General features: G+C 65.7%; 14 protein-coding genes. 4 read left to right on the top strand and 10 right to left on the bottom strand.

Annotated elements, in window-relative coordinates:
• Positions 1-45 precede the first annotated feature (45 nt).
• The 7 genes from fdhE to Q0Q48_RS23215 all read right to left on the bottom strand — a co-directional run bounded on the left by fdhE (position 46) and on the right by Q0Q48_RS23215 (position 10,234).
• Positions 46-1,014: a formate dehydrogenase accessory protein FdhE gene (fdhE, locus tag Q0Q48_RS23185; protein ID WP_295143310.1), complete on the bottom strand. Its 969-nt coding sequence runs from the start codon at positions 1,012-1,014 to the stop codon at positions 46-48.
• The gene (locus Q0Q48_RS23190) at positions 984-1,613 is read right to left on the bottom strand and encodes a formate dehydrogenase subunit gamma (RefSeq protein ID WP_295143313.1); all 630 of its coding nucleotides are present in this window, start codon (positions 1,611-1,613) and stop codon (positions 984-986) included. Before Q0Q48_RS23190 ends, fdhE begins: the two co-directional genes overlap by 31 nt.
• Positions 1,610-2,515: a formate dehydrogenase subunit beta gene (fdxH, locus tag Q0Q48_RS23195; protein ID WP_295143315.1), complete on the bottom strand. Its 906-nt coding sequence runs from the start codon at positions 2,513-2,515 to the stop codon at positions 1,610-1,612. The genes Q0Q48_RS23190 and fdxH overlap by 4 nt, the downstream gene beginning before the upstream one ends.
• 14 nt (positions 2,516-2,529) lie before the next feature.
• A complete protein-coding gene (gene fdnG, locus Q0Q48_RS23200; RefSeq protein ID WP_295143318.1) occupies positions 2,530-5,622 on the bottom strand; it encodes a formate dehydrogenase-N subunit alpha in 3,093 nt (1,030 codons plus the stop codon).
• 170 nt (positions 5,623-5,792) lie between these two features.
• Positions 5,793-7,034: a hypothetical protein gene (locus tag Q0Q48_RS23205; protein ID WP_295143321.1), complete on the bottom strand. Its 1,242-nt coding sequence runs from the start codon at positions 7,032-7,034 to the stop codon at positions 5,793-5,795.
• An 11-nt stretch (positions 7,035-7,045) separates the two neighbouring features.
• Positions 7,046-9,343 carry a xanthine dehydrogenase family protein molybdopterin-binding subunit gene (locus tag Q0Q48_RS23210; RefSeq protein WP_295143324.1) on the bottom strand — a complete coding sequence of 766 codons (2,298 nt, stop codon included), beginning with the start codon at positions 9,341-9,343 and terminating at the stop codon, positions 7,046-7,048.
• 93 nt (positions 9,344-9,436) lie between these two features.
• Positions 9,437-10,234 (bottom strand): 5-oxoprolinase subunit PxpA, encoded by a 798-nt coding sequence (locus Q0Q48_RS23215; RefSeq protein WP_295143327.1) that lies wholly within the window; start codon positions 10,232-10,234, stop codon positions 9,437-9,439.
• Between the two features lie 38 nt (positions 10,235-10,272).
• Between Q0Q48_RS23215 and pxpB the strand changes: the two genes are divergently transcribed.
• The 3 genes from pxpB to Q0Q48_RS23230 are packed head-to-tail and all read left to right on the top strand — an operon-like array spanning position 10,273 to position 13,625.
• Positions 10,273-11,010: a 5-oxoprolinase subunit PxpB gene (pxpB, locus tag Q0Q48_RS23220; RefSeq protein ID WP_295143330.1), complete on the top strand. Its 738-nt coding sequence runs from the start codon at positions 10,273-10,275 to the stop codon at positions 11,008-11,010.
• Entirely contained in the window at positions 11,007-12,053 is a 1,047-nt protein-coding gene (locus Q0Q48_RS23225; RefSeq protein WP_295143333.1) for a biotin-dependent carboxyltransferase family protein, read from the top strand. Before pxpB ends, Q0Q48_RS23225 begins: the two co-directional genes overlap by 4 nt.
• Positions 12,054-12,074: 21 nt before the next feature.
• Entirely contained in the window at positions 12,075-13,625 is a 1,551-nt protein-coding gene (locus tag Q0Q48_RS23230; RefSeq protein WP_295143336.1) for a carboxyl transferase domain-containing protein, read from the top strand.
• Here the strand turns inward: Q0Q48_RS23230 and Q0Q48_RS23235 are convergent.
• Together Q0Q48_RS23235 and Q0Q48_RS23240 are read right to left on the bottom strand one after the other, a co-directional pair.
• Positions 13,622-14,968: a hypothetical protein gene (locus Q0Q48_RS23235; RefSeq protein WP_295143339.1), complete on the bottom strand. Its 1,347-nt coding sequence runs from the start codon at positions 14,966-14,968 to the stop codon at positions 13,622-13,624. The two genes, Q0Q48_RS23230 and Q0Q48_RS23235, sit on opposite strands and share 4 nt — an antisense overlap.
• Positions 14,969-14,979: 11 nt before the next feature.
• Positions 14,980-16,329, bottom strand: a complete 1,350-nt coding sequence (locus Q0Q48_RS23240; RefSeq protein ID WP_295143340.1) for a hypothetical protein — start codon at positions 16,327-16,329, stop codon at positions 14,980-14,982.
• A gap of 105 nt (positions 16,330-16,434) precedes the next feature.
• Between Q0Q48_RS23240 and Q0Q48_RS23245 the strand changes: the two genes are divergently transcribed.
• Positions 16,435-17,244: a class I SAM-dependent methyltransferase gene (locus tag Q0Q48_RS23245; protein WP_295143343.1), complete on the top strand. Its 810-nt coding sequence runs from the start codon at positions 16,435-16,437 to the stop codon at positions 17,242-17,244.
• Here the strand turns inward: Q0Q48_RS23245 and denD are convergent.
• Entirely contained in the window at positions 17,241-18,245 is a 1,005-nt protein-coding gene (gene denD, locus Q0Q48_RS23250) for a D-erythronate dehydrogenase (RefSeq protein ID WP_295143346.1), read from the bottom strand. The two genes, Q0Q48_RS23245 and denD, sit on opposite strands and share 4 nt — an antisense overlap.
• Positions 18,246-18,294 lie beyond the last annotated feature (49 nt).

Genomic DNA, 18,294 nt, shown 5'->3' on the forward strand with positions numbered 1-18,294 from the left:
CTGTCCGCCGACAACCAACATGGCTCAGGCCCAACGGCCGATCAATCAATTCTCCGGCGGCTCCATCATGCCCAGCACGAACGGATTGGGCACGCGCGAGAAGCCCTCCTCGCCCACCAGCACGTCGAGGCCGAGCGAGGCCAGATCGTCGGCCAGCGGTTCGAGGGCACGGGCCTTCTCGAGATAGAAGACCTTCGAATAGCCTTGGCAGCTCTCGCAGCATTCGGCGCGGAGATAGGCGGTGCCCGCCAGATTGCGGAACGAAATCTTGTCGGTACTGCCGCAGTGCACGCAGCGCACGCGCGTATAGCGCCACGACGTGGCGCACAGCGAACAATGGAGGTGCCGGTGGCCGAACTTGGTGCCGCCGGGCGAGACCAGGCCCGCTACGGGCGGCGAGCCGCAGGTCGGACATTCGCCGCTTTCGGCCTCGCTGGCCAGGTCGTCGGCATCGAGCAACGCCGCCATCCGTGTCCAGGCAACCTGCAGGGCCGCCGTCACGAAGACGGCCTGGGCAGCTTCCCCGACTGCAACATCTCCGCCGAGAAAGCGGTCGGCCAGCGATTCCAGTGAAGCCTGGTCCGCCTGCAGAAGCGTCTCCCGTGCCGCTCGTGCCGAGTCCGGCAGGACGTCGAGGTCGATCGTCTCCAGGATGCGGGTCAGCGCGACGCGCCAGCTTTCGTCACGGGACCAGATCGAGGGGTCGAGCGGCGCGCGCTGGACGAGCCGCGCCTTCATGATCTCGGCCGTACCGGGCAACGAGCCCGGTGGCAATCCCTCCAGTGCCTCGTGCTGCGCCGTCACCAGCGCCGCGATGAGGCGTAGGAAACCCTCGAGTTCGTGACCAGGCGCCAGCGCATTCAGGCGCGCCGCACGCAGCCGGAAAACCGTGGACAGGTCGGGCAGCCGAATGCGCGCGCCCTCGGCAGCGGCGCCGAGGATGTTTTCGCCGTAGGCAGACGCGGGATTTTCGGGGCCGGAACTCAGGACTTGCCGACTTCCTGGCGGAACCACTTGCGATGATGCTTCCACGCCCAGCCGCCGCTGACGGAGCCCCGGGTCATGGCGCTCAGCGTGCCCTTGACCCAGATGGCGGCATAGACGTGCACGATCCAGATCAGGATGGCGCCGATGGCGCACAGCGCGTGGATCACCGCCGAGAGGCGCTTCTGGTCGATCGTCGTGTAGGACGCGAAGTAGGTGTCCCACAGCACGAAGCCGCTGCCGAGCAGCAGGAGGATCAGGATCGACTGGCCCCAGAAGACCAGCTTCTGGCCGGCATTGTACTTGCCGATCTCGGGCAGTCCGTCCTCCTTGTCGTTGATCACCGACCCGAGGTTCTTCATCCAGACCGTGTCGTCACGGTTCCAGAAATTGAGCGTGAAGAAGCGGAGGAACAGGCCGAGGAAGCTGATGGCCAGGACGACGCCGATCCACGGATGGATGATGCGGGTCATCTGCCCGCCGCCGAACAGATAGGTGAGGAAGAAAAGCGAGGGGTGGAACAACGCCAGGCCACTCAGCGCCAGCAGGATCAGTGACAGCGCCGTGATCCAGTGATTGATGCGGGCGGCCGTCGTGTAGCGACTTACCGGCTTGGCATGCGCACTCATACCTTCTCACTCCCGGCCAGTTCGGCCGCCTTCTCCTCGTCATGTTCGGAGACCTTGTTCGGCCCCCTGGTGACGTAGTGCATGAGGCCGAAGGCGCCGGCGAAGGCGATGGCCGCCAGCGACAGCGGCTTCATCACGCCCTTCCAGATGCCGACCAGCGGACTGATGTGCGGATTGTCGGGCAGGCCGGCATAGAGCGACGGCTTGTCGGCGTGCTGCAGCACGTACATGACATGCGTGCCGTTCACGCCCGGCGGATTGTAGAGCCCGGCGTTCTGGTAGCCACGCGACTTCAGGTCGGTGATGCGCTTGCCCGCATGGGCGATCATGTCTTCCTTGGTGCCGAAGTAGATCGCCTGGGTCGGGCAGGACTTGGCGCAAGCCGGTGCCTGGCCGACCACCACCCGGTCGGAACAGAGCGTGCACTTGTAGGCCTTGCTCGTGACCTGCGAGATGCGCGGGATGTTGAAGGGACAGCCCTTCACGCAGTAGCCGCAGCCGATGCAATTGTCCGAGATGAAGTCGACGATGCCATTGGTGTACTGGACGATGGCACCCGGCGCCGGGCAGGCCTTCAGGCAGCCCGGATCGTCGCAGTGCATGCAGCCATCCTTGCGGATCAGCCATTCCAGATCGTCGCCATGCTCGTATTCCGTGTAGCGCATCACGGTCCACGAGGCCGTCGTGAGATCGGTCGGATTGTTGTAGGTGCCGTCGGTATAGCCGATCGGCTGGTCGAGCTGGTTCCATTCCAGGCACGCGGTCTGGCAGGCCTTGCAGCCGATGCACTTGCTGACGTCGATCAGCTTGGCGACCGGGACCGCGGCTTTCGCGCCGGCGGCCGGCGGCGGGACGCTGGAGGCGGACCGGCGGCGGAGGTCGAGGGCTTGCATCACTGACATCTCACCCTCCCCGATCAGGCCACGGCCGGCTGCGAAGCCGGCGGAGTGGTTTTCTTCACGTCCACCAGGAACGCCTTGAATTCGGGCGTATTGGTGCTGGCGTCGCCGACCGGCGGCGTCAGTGTGTTGAGCGGGTAAGACTTGCGGGCAAGGCCGACGAACCCGAAGTGGATCGGCAGGCCGATCACGTCACAGGGCTTGCCGTCGACCATGATCGGCCGGAAGCGTTTGGAGACGGAGGCCTTGGCCTTGATCATGCCGCGCTGGCTCGACACCTCGACCCAGTCGCCATTCTTGATGCCCTTCGCCTTGGCCAGCCGCTCGCCCATTTCGACGAACATTTCCGGCTGGACGACGGCATTGTCGTGCACGTTCTTGGTCCAGTAGTGGAAGTGCTCGGCGAGGCGATAGGAGGTCGCCACGATCGGGAACTTGTCGGGCGTGCCGAACGACTTCGCGTCGGCCGCGAACACCCGCACCACCGGATTGGTGGTGACCTTCGGATGCAGCGGATTGACGATGTAGGCGTCCATCGGCTCGTAGTGCTCGGGGAACGGCCCGTCCCCCATGGCGGTGCGGCTGAACAGCCTCGCCGTGCCCTCCTGGTTCATGATGAACGGACCGACCGCCTTGTCCGGCGCGACGGTCGGGGCGTAATCCGGCACGTCGCCACCGACCCAGCGTGAACCGTTCCAGGTGATGTACTTCTTGCGCTCGCTCCACGCCTTGCCGGCAGGATCGGCGGAGGCGCGATTGTAGAGGATGCGCCGGTTGGCCGGCCACGAGAAGCCCCAGTTGGGATGGATGCCGAGACCCGTGGGATCGCTGGCATCGCGCCGCATCGCCATGTTCCCAGCCTCGGTATAGACGCCGGTATAGATCCAGCAGCCACCCGAAGTCTTGCCATCGTCGCGCATCACCGCGAAGCTTGGCAACAGCTGCCCGGCTTTCAGCATCACCTTGGTGGGATCGGCCGGGTCCGGCAGATCCTCGAGGGCATAGCCGTTGAGCTCCTTCAGGAGTTCGACCGGTTCGGGATGGGCCGGCTTGGCATAGGCCCAGCTGGTATTGACGATGGCATCGGGGAAAGCACCGCCGTCCTTCTTGTAGAGAGCCCTGAGGCGGCTGTGCAGGTCGGCAATGACCTCGATGTCGCCCCGCGACTCGCCCGGCCCATCCACCGCCTTCCAGTGCCACTGAATGAGGCGGCTCGAATTGGTGTAGCTGCCCTCGTCCTCTGCATAGGCCGTGGCCGGAAGCTGGAACACCTCGGTCTGGATCGCCTTCGGATCGGCGTCGTTGAACTCGCCGTGGTTCTCCCAGAACCGCGCGGTTTCCGTCTGCAGCGGATCGATCACGACCAGCCACTTGAGCTTGCTCAGCCCGCGATGGATCTTGTGCTTGTTCGGGGCCGCCATCATGACGTTGAGGCCCTGGCAGAACAGGCCGTTCATCTGCCCGCCGGCCATCATGTCGATGATCTTCAACACGTCGTAAGCCGTGTCGAACTTCGGCAGATAGTCGTAGGCCCAGTCGTTGTCCTTCGTGGCAGCGTCTCCGAACAGGGCCTTCTGCTGGCTGACGAAGAACTTCCCGTAGTTCTGCCAGAAGCTGGTCTGACCCGGTCGGATAGGCTTGAAAGCTCGCGCCTTCATGTAGTCGGCGAAGGTGGCCTCCTTCTCCGACGGCAGCACCAGGTAGCCCGGCGTCGAAGTCGACAGCAGGGCAAGGTCGGTGATGCCCTGCACGTTGGAATGGCCACGCAGGGCGTTCACGCCGCCGCCGGGGACGCCCATGTTGCCCAGCAGGAGCTGGATCATCGCCATGCTGCGGATGTTCTGGGCGCCGGTCGTGTGCTGGGTCCATCCCAGCGCATACAGCGACGTCATCGAGCGCTCGCCGTTGGCCGTCGTCGCGATCAGCTCGCAGACCTTCAGGAACTTGTCCTTGGGCGTACCGCAGATGCGTTCGACCATCTCGGGCGTGTAGCGCTCGACATGAGCCTTCAGAAGGTTGAGGGCGCAACGTGGATTCTGGAGGGTCTCGTCTACCTTCGCCATGCCCTGTTCGTCGAATTCGTAGTCCCAGGTCGAGCGATCGACGTAGTTTTTCTTCGCCGCGTCATAGCCCGTGAACAGCCCGTCCTCGAACTTGAAGCCTTCCTTCACGATGTACGACGCGTTCGTGTAGGCCTTGACGTATTCCTGGTGGATCTTGCCGTTGCCCAGCAGGTACCGCATGACGCCGGACAGGAAGGCGATGTCGGTCCCCGGCCGGATCGGCGCATAGAGATCCGAGACTGCGGCCGAACGCGTGAATCGCGGATCGACCACGATCAGCTTGGCGCCGTTGTTGGCCTTGGCCTCGGTCACCCACTTGAAGCCGCAGGGATGGGCCTCGGCGGCATTGCCGCCCATGATCAGGACGACATCGGCGTTCTTGATGTCGTTCCACGAGTTCGTCATCGCACCGCGGCCGAAGGTCGGGGCCAAACTGGCCACCGTCGGACCGTGTCAAATTCGTGCTTGATTCTCCAAGGCCAGAATGCCCATCGAGCGCATGGCCTTGTAGGTCAGGTAGCCTGCTTCGTTGCTGCACGAGGAGCCCGCGAGGAAGCCGGCACTGGTCCAGCGGTTGACCGTGACGCCGTCGCGGTTCTTCACCACGAAATTCCTGTCGCGATCCTCCTTGGCAAGCTTGGCGATGCGCTCCATCGCGAAGTCCCAGGTCACGCGCTCGAACTTGTCGGAGCCCGGCTTGCGATGCATCGGGTACTGGAGGCGGTTCGGGCTGTTCGCGAACCCGAGTGACGCCGCCCCGCGCGCGCAGAGCGTGCCGCGGTTGATGGGATTGTCGGAGTCGCCCTCGATGTGGACGACCTTGGCCTTGCCGTCCTTGGTTCCGTCGGCCGACGAGTAGATGAGCACGCCACAGGCGACTGCGCAGTAGGGGCAGGTATTGCGGGTCTCGGTCGCCTTTTCGAGGCGGAAGGGCCGCACGCCGGCGGCAAGACCTTCGCCTGCGCCCATGAAACCCAAGGCACCCACGGAAGAGGCGGCGAGGCCGGCAGCGCTCACCTTCATGAATTGCCGACGCGTGACGGCCATGTTCAGCTCCATCCCAAGAGACGCACGCGAGGCAGTTGACCGCCTCTTTTCCTCATTGCGTCCCGTATAGTGAAACTCGGCAGCGGCCGTGAATCAACAAGTATTTAGGGTATAACCAAAACTTGAGGGCCTACCCTCGCGTGCAGGCGCCGAGAGGAGCTCCACTCCCCTCAGGGCTTGCGCTGGAACCCCCAGGTCTGCGCCAGGATCTCGCCCATCCGGGCTGCAATGATCCGGTTGCCGAGGCTCTCGTTGGCGGCATCCCGGGCGTAGTGGATGTGATCGGCGTAGATCGTCGCCTTCTCCCCGGCAAAGATCTGAGTGAGGTCATAGACGGGGGCGCCGCCGTCGCGCAGGGTCATGAGCCCCGCGACGATGTTCTTGTAGATGTCGCGATAGGAGAGGTCGCCCACGACGCGCTTCTCCTCCTCGGTGAGTTCCTTGCCGATCGCCGGCGCCGGCTGGATGAAGTAGGCCGACTTCACGTTGTTGTCGCGCGCGACCGCGAACGTGGCCCTCACGTACTTCTTGTAGAGCTCCAGCTGGACGTCGAAGGCGAGCTTATGGTTCCGCTGAATGTCCTCCGGCAGGTGGAAGATGCTGTTCAGCGTCGTCTTCTTCGTCGACTTGAAGATGTCCTTGCCCTTGGCGGCCTGTTCGATCCCCCGCACCACCATGTAGGCGGCGTGCGAATGGCCGAGGACCGGATTCAGCGCCAGAGTGCCCGCAATGCGGCCCATCACCCAGCCGATCGCCGCGTCGCCGAAATTCTCGTCGGCCACGAAGGGATTGACGTCGAGGAAGTTGCTGAGGGGGCGCTCCAGCCGTTCGCTGAAGCCCGGCCAGAAGAAATAGTGCTCGTTGAATCCGCCGAGGACGGCGACCGCATCGACCGACGTGGCATAGAGAGCGAAGAGAATGAACGGCTGCGGCTCCTTCCAGGCGCCGTCGCCGCCGTTCAGGACCAGGAACGGCTTGCCGTTCGGGCTGATGTACTTCTTGTTGAGTTCTTCCTCGAGATAGCGCGGGGCGGGCGGCGCCGCATTCTGCCCGAGCTGCGACGCCACGGAGCCGCCGGTCAGCATCACGACATATCGGTCGGTGGGCTTGAGGACCGGATAATCCGGCCCGAATAGACCGACATTGTTGACCCACGGCATGCCGCAGGGCGGGTTGGCGTGGTGCACGAAGCCGACATAGGGATGCGGAAAGAGTGTGTCGACGTAGCGGCACGCCGTCCCCTTGGTCGCGTCGCGCACATAGGTGTTCTGCGTGCGCTCGAACAGCTCCGTCGCCGGCGTATAGCGGCCGTCTTCAAGATACATCCAGGCGATCGCCGTGACTTCCAGAGCGGCGAGCGAGAGGACAACTCCGAAAAAGATGGAAATCCAGCCGAAGATGCGCTGCTTCATCTCCCCGCCCGTTACTTCCTCGTTTCCTGGATGGCGTGCCAGACGCGCTGCGGAGTCGCCGGCATCTGGATGTTGCGCACGCCGAGCGGCCACAGCGCGTCCATGATCGCGTTCATGACCGTGGGCGTCGAGCCGACCGTACCGGACTCGCCGACGCCCTTGGCGCCGATCGGATTGCTCTTGGCCGGCACCGTATCGTCGAGCTGGTTGTTGAAGGTCGGAAAGGTGCCGGCGCGCGGCATCGCGTAGTCCATGAAGGAGCCGGTCAGGAGCTGGCCGCTCTCGCGATCGTAGACGTTCTCCTCCAGCAGCGCCTGCCCGATGCCCTGGGCGCAGCCGCCGTGGATCTGCCCGAATACGATCGGACGGTGCAGCGGCTTGCCGACGTCGTCGACCGTCGTGTAGCGCTTGAGCTCGACCATACCGGTATCGGGGTCGATCTCGACCTCGCCGACGTGGGCGCCGTTGGGCCAGGCGATGCCGTCGACCGTGTTCACGTTCTCGATGAAGATGCGCTTGTCGGGCTGCTTCGCCGCCAGCTCGCCGAGGCCGATGCCGCGGTCGGTGCCGGTGATGGTGAACCGGCCGGCCGAATAGACGATGTCGGCGGTGGCCGCCTCCAGCGCGTCGGCTGCCAGTTCCTTGCCCTTGTCGACCAGCTTCTCGCTGCCGGTCAGCACGGCCGAGCCGCCGATATAGGCCGAACGGGAGCCCATCGAGCCCACGCCGCCGACGCGGTCTGAATCGCCCATCGCGATCTCGATCTGAGAGGGGTCGATGCCGAGCAGCTCGGAGGCGAGCTGGGTGAAGCTGGTCTGCAGCCCCTGCCCCATGCCCTGCGTGCCCATCCAGATCACGACCTTGCCGTCCTCCTTGACCTCGTAGTGCGCCATCTCGTTCATCACGTTGGCCGAGGTCCATTCGACGTAGGAGGCGAGGCCGCGGCCGTACAGCTTGCCGCGCTTCTCGGCTTCCGCCTTGCGCGCTGCGAAGCCGTCCCAGTCGGCTGCCTCGAGTGTCTTCGTCAGGAAGAGGTTGAAGTCGCCGGAATCGTACTTCTCCCCCATCGCGGTCGTGTAGGGCATCTGCGACGGCTTGACGAAGTTGCGCCGCCGGAGCTCCGCCGGATCCATGCCGATCTGGCGCGCCGCCGTGTCCATCATGCGCTCGAGGTTGAAGATGCACTCCGGGCGGCCGGCGCCGCGATAGGCACCGATCGTGGCGGTGTTGGTGATGACGCAGGTGATCCTGAGGTCGATCAGCGGGACATCGTAGGTACCGGTCGTCACCTTCGGGCCGACGAACAGAGGGATAACCACGCCGCCACGCGACGGGTAGGCGCCGATATTGGCGAAGGCTTCCATGCGCAGCGCCAGGATCCTGCCGTCCTTGTCGAAGGCCATCGACGCCTTGTGGAACTGGTCGCGCCCCGCGGTCGTGGCGGCAAATTCCTCGCCACGCTCGGCGCGCCAGCGCACCGGGCGCTTCAGCACCTTGGCGGCCCAAACGGCCACGGCCTCGTCCGGCTGGATGCCGACCTTCATGCCGAATCCGCCGCCGATGTCGCGCACGACCACGCGCACCTTGTCCTTCGGCATCTTCAGGATGACGTCGCACAGCGTGTCGCGCGTCACGGACGGGTTCTGGCTGCCGATATGGACGATCAGCCGGTCGTTCTCCCATTCCGCCATGACCGCGCGCGGCTCCATGGCGTTCACGATCAGCCGCTGGTGCACGATGTCGAGGGACACGACGTGGGCGGCGCTCTTGAAGACCTCCTCGGCCTTGGCATGGTCGCCGAACTTGTTGTAGCCCGCGACGTTGCCGGGTGCCCCCTGCCAGACCTGCGGCGCGCCGGGCTTAAGCGCATCCTCGATCTCCGTGACCGCCGGCAGCTGCTCGTACTCGATGTCGACCAGTTCGACCGCGTCCTGAGCCTGCTCGCGCGTATCGGCCACGATCGCAACGACCGCCTCACCGACATAGCGCACCACCTCGTGGGCCAGCGACCGGCGCGGGGTCATCTCGGGCTTGGTGCCGTCGGCAGCCGGGAACATCGCCGGGAAGGCGAAATTGCCGACGCCGTCCTTTTCCATGTCGGCCCAGGTGTAGACCGCGACCACGCCCGGCGCCGCTTTGGCCGCTTCCGTGTCGATCTTCAGGATTTTTGCATGGGCATGCGGAGAACGGACGAGGACCACATGCGCCTGGTTCGGACGCGAGAGGTTGTCGGTGAAGCCGCCCGTGCCGGTCAGAAGCCGGTCATCCTCGACACGCTTGATGTACTGAGCCTTGCCAAAAACCGCCATACGCCACTCCCGCCGCGAAACCCATCCTGGATCGGCCGGACTATAGCGGCGAAGCGGCGGCCCACAAGTCAGCGCGACGGATCGCCCCGCGGATCAGGGGCGCAGGCTGGGCATCTCGGGCAGCGGCACGATGCGGATTCCAGCCGCCTCCAGCCCCTGGCGAACCGCCGTGGCCACCGTCACGGCCGTGGGGCCGTCGCCGTGCACGCAGATCGAATCGACCTGGCAGGGGATGCGCTTGCCCGAGGTCGAATAGATCGCCTGCTCGTCGACCATGCGCCGGACGTGCTCGACCGCCTTGGCCGGATCTTTGATCATCGAATTGGCTTCCTTGCGCGGCGTCAGCAGGCCGGCATCGGTGTAGGTCCGGTCGGCGAACACCTCCTCGGCGACCCTGAGCCCGTGCTTGCGGGCAGCCTTGCCCTGCTCGGTATTGGCCTGGGCGAGGAAAATCAGGTCGCGATCGACCGCCTTGGTGGCACGGGCGATCGCCTCGGACATTTCCGGGCTCTCGGCCGACATGTTCGCCATCATGCCGTGCGGCTTCATGTGGGTCACCTTCGCGCCATGGAGGGCCGCGATCGCCTGCAGCGCGCCGATCTGGTAGGCGATGTTGGCCTCCAGTTCCTTGATCGTGAGGTTGATGACGCGGCGGCCGAATCCCTGCAGGTCGGCGAAGCCCGGATGGGCGCCGATCGACACGCCGTTTTGCGTGCAGAGCTTCACGGTGTCCATCATCACCACGGGATCGCTGGCATGGAAGCCGCACGCGACGTTGGCCGACGCGACGATCTTCAGGACCTCGGTGTCGTTGCCCATGACCCAGGGCCCAAAGCTCTCGCCGAGGTCCGAGTTGATGTTGACGTGCCCTGCATTGGTCGCGGCGGCCATGGGAGACTCCCTCAATCTGAAGCGCTATTCTAGCAGATGTGAGCGTTCGATACCTATCCTGCGGCGACACCGCCTTCACCGTCGAGTTCGGCAACGAGATTTCCCCCGGGATCAATGGCCGGGTCATGGCGCTCCACGCGGCGATCAACCTGGCCCGCGAGGCCGGGGAGATTTCCGGCGTGGTCGAGACCGTGCCCACCATGCGGTCGCTGATGGTGACCTACGATCCGCTCGCGACCACGCGCGCCGATCTTCAGCCCAAGGTCGACGCGCTGAGGGCCCGCGGTCTGCCGGTGGACGCCGTGAGCCGCCATGTCACCGTCCCGTGCTGCTACGACGATCCGGAGTTCGCGCCCGACCTGGCCGAAGTCGCCGAGCGTGCGAAGAAGACGCCGGAACAGGTGATCGCGGCCCACCTCGCCTCGCCTTTCAAGGTCTACGTCCTGGGCTTCATGCCGGGCCTCGCCTACGTGGCGGGCCTCGATCCGTCGCTTTTCCTGCCCCGCCGCAGCCAGCCGCGCGTACGGGTACCACGCTCCTCCGTCGCCATCGCAATGGACATGACGACGATCTATCCGTTCGAAAGCCCGGGCGGCTGGCACCTGATCGGCCGCACGCCGCTCTGGATGTTCGACAAGCGCCGCGAGCAGCCGGTGTTCCTGTCGCCGGGCGATTCGCTCGCCTTCGAGCGCATCGACCGCAAGCGCTTCGACCGCATTGCTGGCGAGGTCGAGGCCGGCACGTTCGATTGGTCGAGTCTGGTGAAGAGCCAATGAGCGCCGGATTGAAGGTCGTCCGCGCGGGCCTGTTCGACACGCTGCAGGATTTCGGCCGCACCGGCTTCATGGCGCTGGGCATGCCGACCGCCGGCGCGATGGACCGCGTCGGCCTCAGCCTCGCCAACGCGCTGGCGGGCAATCCGGCGAATACCGCCGGGCTCGAGATCGGCGTCATGGGCCCCGACCTGCTGGTCGAAGCCGACAGTGTGCGGGTCGCGGTGGTGGGGCCGCTCTCGCCCGCGCTGATCGAGGGACCGGACGCGGCGCCCAGGCCGCTCGACTCCGACCGCAGCCATCTCCTGAAGCGCGGGCAGATCCTGCGCGTCGGCATGATCGACGGATCGAGCACGGCCTATCTCGCCGTGGCCGGCGGCTTCGACCTGCCGGCCTTCATGGGCAGCCTTTCGACCTATTCGAGAGCCGGCATCGGCGGCTTCGACGGCCGAAAGCTCGCGGCCGGCGACCTGCTTCCGCTCGCGAAGTCGAGCGCACCGGCGGGCAACGAACGCCGGCTCGCTCAGCCTTTCGACTATGGCAGCGGGCCGCTGCGCGTGGTGTGGGGACCGCAGGACGATTATTTCAGCGACGAAGGTCGCCGCACCTTCATCGGGTCCGAGTATCGCGTTTCCAAGGAAGCCGATCGCATGGGCATCCGCTTCGAGGGACCGACGATCGGCCACGCGAAAAGCGTCGACCAGGGCGGCGCCGACATCATCTCCGACGGCATCGCGCCCGGCGCCATCCAGGTGCCCGGCGCCGGCCTGCCGATCGTACTGCTGGCCGACCGGCAGACGGTCGGCGGCTATCCGAAGATCGCCACCGTCGCGTCGGTCGACCTGCCGCGCCTTGGACGTCTGCTGCCTGGCCAGACCGTGCGCTTCGCGGCCATCACCGTCGAGGAAGCCGAGGCCCTGCGGCGCGACCAGGAGGCGAGGCTGCAGCGCGCCATCGCCGGCTTCGTCGTGGCGCGGCCGCCGGGCGGTATCGATCTCGTGCGGCTCTACGAAGAGAACCTGATAGACGGTATCGTCTACGAATAAGAAACACGAGGAAGCGTCGAGATGAGCTGGCAACCGGAAATGGACGAGCTGCGCCGCCGTCAGGAAATGACGAAGCGCATGGGCGGCGCCGACAAGGTCAAGCGCCAGCACGATGGCGGCCGCCTCACGGTCCGCGAGCGCATCGACCGGTTGCTCGACGAGGGGTCCTTCCGCGAGATCGGCAGCGTCGCGGGCAAGGCGGAATATGACGGCCGAAACGACCTGGTCGATCTCACGCCGGCGAACGTCGTGATGGGCCGCGGCAAGATCGACGGACGGCATGTCGCCGTCACCGGCGACGACTTCACGGTGCGCGGCGGCTCGGCTGACGCCACGATCAAGGAGAAGTCCAACTACGTCGAGCGCTACGCCAACCAGTACCGCATTCCGGTCGTGCGTCTGATCGAGGGGTCGGGCGGCGGCGGATCCGTGAAGACGATCGAGACGACCGGCCGCGCCAACGTACCGGGAGTCGCCGGCTGGGAATGGACCGTGCGCAACATGGGCGCCGTGCCCACCGTGGGCCTCGGCCTCGGTTCCGTCGCGGGCCTCGGCGCCGCGCGGCTCGCGGCAACCCACTATTCGGTGATGGTGAAGGAAGTCTCCGCGATGTTCGTCGCCGGCCCGCCGGTGGTGAATCGCCTCAGCCCCAAGCAGTACGACAAGCAGGAACTGGGCGGCTGGGAGATCCAGCTGCGGGCCGGCGCGATCGACGAAGCCGTCGACAGCGAGGACGAGGCCTTCGCCGCGGCACGGCGCTTCCTCTCCTACCTGCCCTCCTCGGTGTACGAGGCGCCACCGCGCGGCCCCGTGACCGACGATCCGGCGCGGCGCGAGGAATCGCTTTTCAACGCCATCCCGCGCGAGACCCGCAAGGTGTATCGCATCCGGCCGATCGTCGAGAAGGTGGTCGACCAGGGCAGCTTCTTCGAGATGGGACGGCTCTACGGCCGCTCGGTCGTGACGGGCTTCGCGCGCGTCGATGGCTGGCCGGTGGCGGTGATGGCCAGCGACCCGATGTTCTATGGCGGCGGCTGGACGTCCGATACCTGCCAGAAGGTGACGCGCTTCCTCGACCTGGCCGAAACCTTCCACCTGCCCGTCGTCTATTTCTGCGACTGTCCCGGCTTCCTGATCGGCCTCGAGGCCGAGAAGACCGGCGTCATCCGCCAGGGCGTGCGCGCCATGTCGTCGATGTTCCAGACCACCGTCCCATGGTGCACCTTCATCATCCGCAACGCCTTCGGCGTGGCGGGCGCTGCGCACCAGAACGGCTCGCGGATGAACTGGCGCTACGCCTGGCCGTCGGGCCGCTGGGGCTCTCTGCCGCTGGAGGGCGGCATCGAGGCCGCCTATCGCGCCGACATCGAGGAGGCCGCCGATCCCAAGGCCAAGATGGCGGAGATCGAGGACCGGCTGAACAAGCTGCGGTCGCCGTTCCGCAGCGCCGAGAGCTTCTGGATCGAGGAGATCATCGATCCGCGCGATACGCGCAGGATCCTCTGCGAGTTCGTCGACCTCGCCGCACCGGTACGCGGCAGCGGTCCCGCCAGCATGTGGATGCGGCCCTAGCCGCGCCAGCCGTAGCCCTTGAGCTTCGGGAGCATGCCGCAGGCGGGCTCGAAGGGTGGGTTGCTGAGATAGTCCTGATGGGAAACGATGTAGGACTTTCCGGGCGCGCGGCTGACCACGGCGCTCAGCGCTGGATACGACCAGTCCTGGAAGAACAGCTTGGTCGGCCAGTCGTGCAATGGCAGCGTCTCGGCCCTCACCACGCCGGTGCGCTGGTCCACGACGAGGCGCAACTGTTCGATGTGGCCGTTCCACAACCGGGTCAATGCGATGTCGGGAATCGCTCCCGCCACGGCGAGCGCCCCGAACAGCAGCACCATGCGGCGGGCTACCTCGGGCTGCCGCACGACGGCAAGGATCGCCGGCGGATTGCGATACGCCACCTGGAGCCACATGCCGACCAGAAGGGCCGCCAGAAGTATGCCGGCCGCCTGGCGCGCGACATAATGAGAGGGTGGGTAGAGTATCGACGGCGCATGCACGATCCGCCACCACGGCGACAGGGCAAGCAGCACCGCGATGACCCCCATCACCACGATCGGTCCCCGTCCCTGCAGCCAGGCCGGCCGGCGCACGCCGGCCACAAGACAGATCAGGAAGCCCGCAAGCGGGATGGCGAACTGCATGTTCCGCCAGAAATCGACACTGGTGGAGCGCACTTTCATGAAGTGCGGATGGTCCCAGTAGTCGACGATCGTCACGGCCGAAACGACCGCCGCGCCGAGGAAGGCAAGCGCCGCCAGGCAGCACAGAAGCGTCGTGACGGAGTCGCGACCACCGCGCCGGACCGACCAGAGAATCACCGCCGCCAGCAGCGGTCCGAGATAGATGGTGGCCTCGTAGGAGCGCAGGCAGAGCAGACCGAAGGCCAGCAGGAGCGCGGCGTCCCGGCGGCCCGAACCGTCGGTCGTGAGCGCCACCGCCATGGCGGCCGTGATGCAGGCGAAGGCCACATTGTACTCGCCGACGATGAAGAACGAGGTCGGCAGGTAAACCGCTGCGACGATCGCCAGCACCACCGCCAGCAGCACGGGATCGCGGCTCACACGGACGAGGGCGAAATGATAGAAGGCGGTCGGCAGCGCGAACAAGGCCGCCGAATAGACCATGGCCAGTATCCTCGTGTTGCGGACACCCGCCTCGGCCAGCAGCAGCACCGGCGCCTGTGTCAGCCAATCGACGTGGGCGCGGGCGGCATAGAAATCGTGGAAATGCCCGTGGTCGAGCAGGTTCACCAGGAACGACGCGCCATCCCAGAACAGGCCACGGCAGGTCAACGTGTTGTGCAAGGCGAGCGCCCAGAGGAGCACCGCGACACTCCGGGCGACGGCGACCGGCGACATCGTGGGCACGATCAGTCGCGCCACATGTAGTGCCCCAGCGGATAGGGTTCGGCCGGCGGGAACGGTTGCCAATTATTGAAATCGCGCGGCGGCGCGATGATGCCGTCGCCCGGCTTGGCGCGCAAAGCCAGGCTCTGGCTGGGAAGGATCCACGACTCGACCAGCGTCTCGAGGGGACGCCGGGAAAGGGGCGTGGATTCGAAGGCGATCACGCCGGTGTTGCTGCGCACGATCGTGCGTACCGTATCGAGATAGCGGCACCATTCGAGCGTGAGATAGATGTTGGACGGCAATACCGCGAGCACGATCAGGCAGGCGAAGGCGAGCATCCGGCTCGATATCTCGGTTCGCCGCAAGGCGACGAACGAGGCGACCCGGGCGCCGATCGGCGACGTATAGAGCCACATCAGAATGACGATGGTGGCGATGACGAGCCCGGCCAGGCTGCGGGCCGTGTATTGCGACTTGGCGTGCGGCCGCACCAGCGAGTCGGTCAGCACCAGCAACGGAGACAGTGCAAGCAGGATCAGGAAGATGCCGGCCAGGATGTACGGCTTGCGCCCGGCGAGGTCCCGCGGACGCAAGAGCGCCCAGCCGGAGATCACCAGTGCCGCGCCCATCGCCAGGTCGAACTGGACGTTCTGCCAGGCGTCCAGCACCGTCGCCGCAGTCCGGCTGAGATGGTCCTCCGAAAAAGGGTGGATCACGGAGTCCGCCGCCACCCACATGCCGCCCAGGAACGGCAGGATGGCGGCCAGGTAAAGAAAGGTGGCGACAACGGGTCGCGGCCGGTTCCGGTAGACCGTCCAGGCGATCATCACGGCCAGCAGCGGTCCCAGATAGATCATCACCTCGTAGGTCCGGACGGCCAGCAGCCCGACAGCAACCAGAAAGGCACCGTCGGCCACGTTCAGTTCCTTCGCCGTCACCAGCCGTACCGCCACCACGATGCCGATGGCATAGGCGGTGTTGTATTCCCCGACGATGAAGAAGGACGTCGTCATGAAGACGACGCCGATCGCCGCGAGGACCGCGGCCAGCAGGACGGGATCGTCCTTCACTCGCATCAGGGCGAGATGATAGAGCGCGGTCGGAAGGGCGAAGAGGCCCAGCGACAAGAGCTGGGCCAGCAAATGGAGGTCGGTGACACCGAGGAACACGGCCGTGAGGATCGGCGCCTGACCGAGGACCATCGCGTAGAGGCGAGGGTCGTAGAAGTCGAAGAAGAACTCGCGCCGGGCCACCTGCACGAGGAATGCAGATCCGTCGACGAACAGCCCCCGGCACTCCCAGCTGTACCAGAGCGCCAGAATCCAGAGCAGGCCGACGGTGGCCCTGTATGCGACTGCAGTTGTTGGCATTTCCCCGCGAGCGGGCCTACAGGAGCCGTGCCGGGGGTGCAAGCCTTCACGGCTTGCAGCGTCGAAGGGGCGCTGTTAGCAAGGCGCGGCAAACAAGGATGGCGGATGCTCAGTTGGGAGAAAATCGACGCGATTCCGGGCTGGTTCATGTTCCAGTCCTATTGCGTCTGGCGTGCCCTGCTCGATCAGCAGGCCGGTGCTTCCGGCGATCTGTTCGAAATCGGCGTGTGGCGGGGACGGTCGGCGTCGGTCCTGGCGTCCTACCGGAAGGGTAACGAGAAGCTCTATCTCTGCGATCTCAGGCTGGATGAAGCCGCCGTCAACCGGTCGATCGAGTCGGTTGGCGCCAAGCCCACGAACATCGTGCCGCTGTCGGGCCCGTCGGCCGACCTGCCTTCCAAGCTCGACCTGCAGGCGATGCACCAGTCGGTGCGCTGGTTCCACATCGACGGCGAGCATACCGGCACGGCGGTCTATCGCGAGCTCGAGTTCGCGAACCGGATCGTCAACACCGAGGGCATCGTCGTGATCGACGATTTCTTCTCGCCGCGCTACCCGGCCAATACGACCGAGGTCATCCGCTATCTCGAGAAGAACCCGTTCCACTTCCGCCTTCTCGCCGTCGGCTTCAACAAGGGCTATCTCTGCCGCCCCGAGAGCCTGCCGCGCTACATGGATTTCATGGCCTCGGGCATGTCGCGCGCGCTTCAGGGTTACGGCGCCAAGACGACGATCTTCAAGACGACCGGTCCATGGGATACCGATGCGGTCGGCATCACCGACTTCGTCGAGGATGCCGGGCCCATCGCGGGCCCCGACAACGAACCGCAACGCTGGCACATGATGCGGACGCGCCATGTCTGGGGGCCGATGCGGCACCTCCAGAATGGCTGGCGGATGCTGCGCGGCGGCTAGGCCGCGGGTCTCGCGATCTTCATCTGCTCGTCGATATCGTCGGCGATGAAGTTCCGCACCACCTCGTCGAGATCCTTGTCGGTCTCGAAGCCGAGGCGTCGCGCCCGGGCCGAGTCGATGCCCTGGGGCCAGCCGTCGCAGATCTTCTGGATCGCCGGATCATGCTGCCAGACGACCTTGCCCACCTTGCGGTTGCCGGCATGCCGGCCGACCGCCTGCTCCAGTTCCTTGGCCGTCACGTTGATGCCGTTCAGCAGCAGTGTCCGTCCGGGGCCGAAGGCGTCCACGGGCAGATCGTGCAGGCGCATGAACGCATCGACCGTCTTGCGCGGGCTCAGCACCACCATGATCGTCTCGGGCGTGACCGGGCAGACGACGTCGATACCGGTCAGCGGTTCGCGCAGCACCGAGCTGGCCCAGGTCGAGGCAGCCTTGTTGGGCAGGCCGGTGCGCACGCAGATCGTCGGCAATCTCACCGAAGTGCCGCGCAGAAAACCCTTGCGCGTGTAGTCGCGCACCAGGAACTCCCCGATCGATTTCTGGGCACCGTAGGAAGTCTGGGGCGTGAGCGGCGTGTCGTCGGTAACCGCCGGCGGGAGGTCGCCGCCGAAGGCGGCCAGCGAGCTGGTGAACACGACGCGCGGATTGGTACCGAGTGCCCGGCAAGCCTCGAGGACGTTGCGCGTGCCTTCGAGATTGACCCGATAGCCCAGATCGAAATCGGCTTCGGCGCCTGCGCTGACCACGGCAGCGAAATGGAACACGGTCGACGCGCCCTGCACGATCGATTGCACGGTCGCAAAATTGGAGATGTCGCCGGCCAGTGTCCTGACCCTGGGATCGTCGAGCCCCGGCCCCTCCGCTTTCGCGACATCGAACAGCAGCAGCTCGCTCACCTTCTGGGGCTGGCCCGAGGCGCCCGAGATCTCGCCCTGCTGCAGGATGCGCCGGGCGAGTTTCTTGCCGAGGAAACCTGCGCCGCCGGTGATCACCACCTTCATGTTGTTTCCGTCCCGAATTCGTTGTGTGACGACGAAAGTGTGCACAGAT

Origin of the sequence: uncultured Reyranella sp. (genome assembly GCF_945957355.1) — a bacterium.
Lineage (GTDB): Bacteria > Pseudomonadota > Alphaproteobacteria > Reyranellales > Reyranellaceae > Reyranella.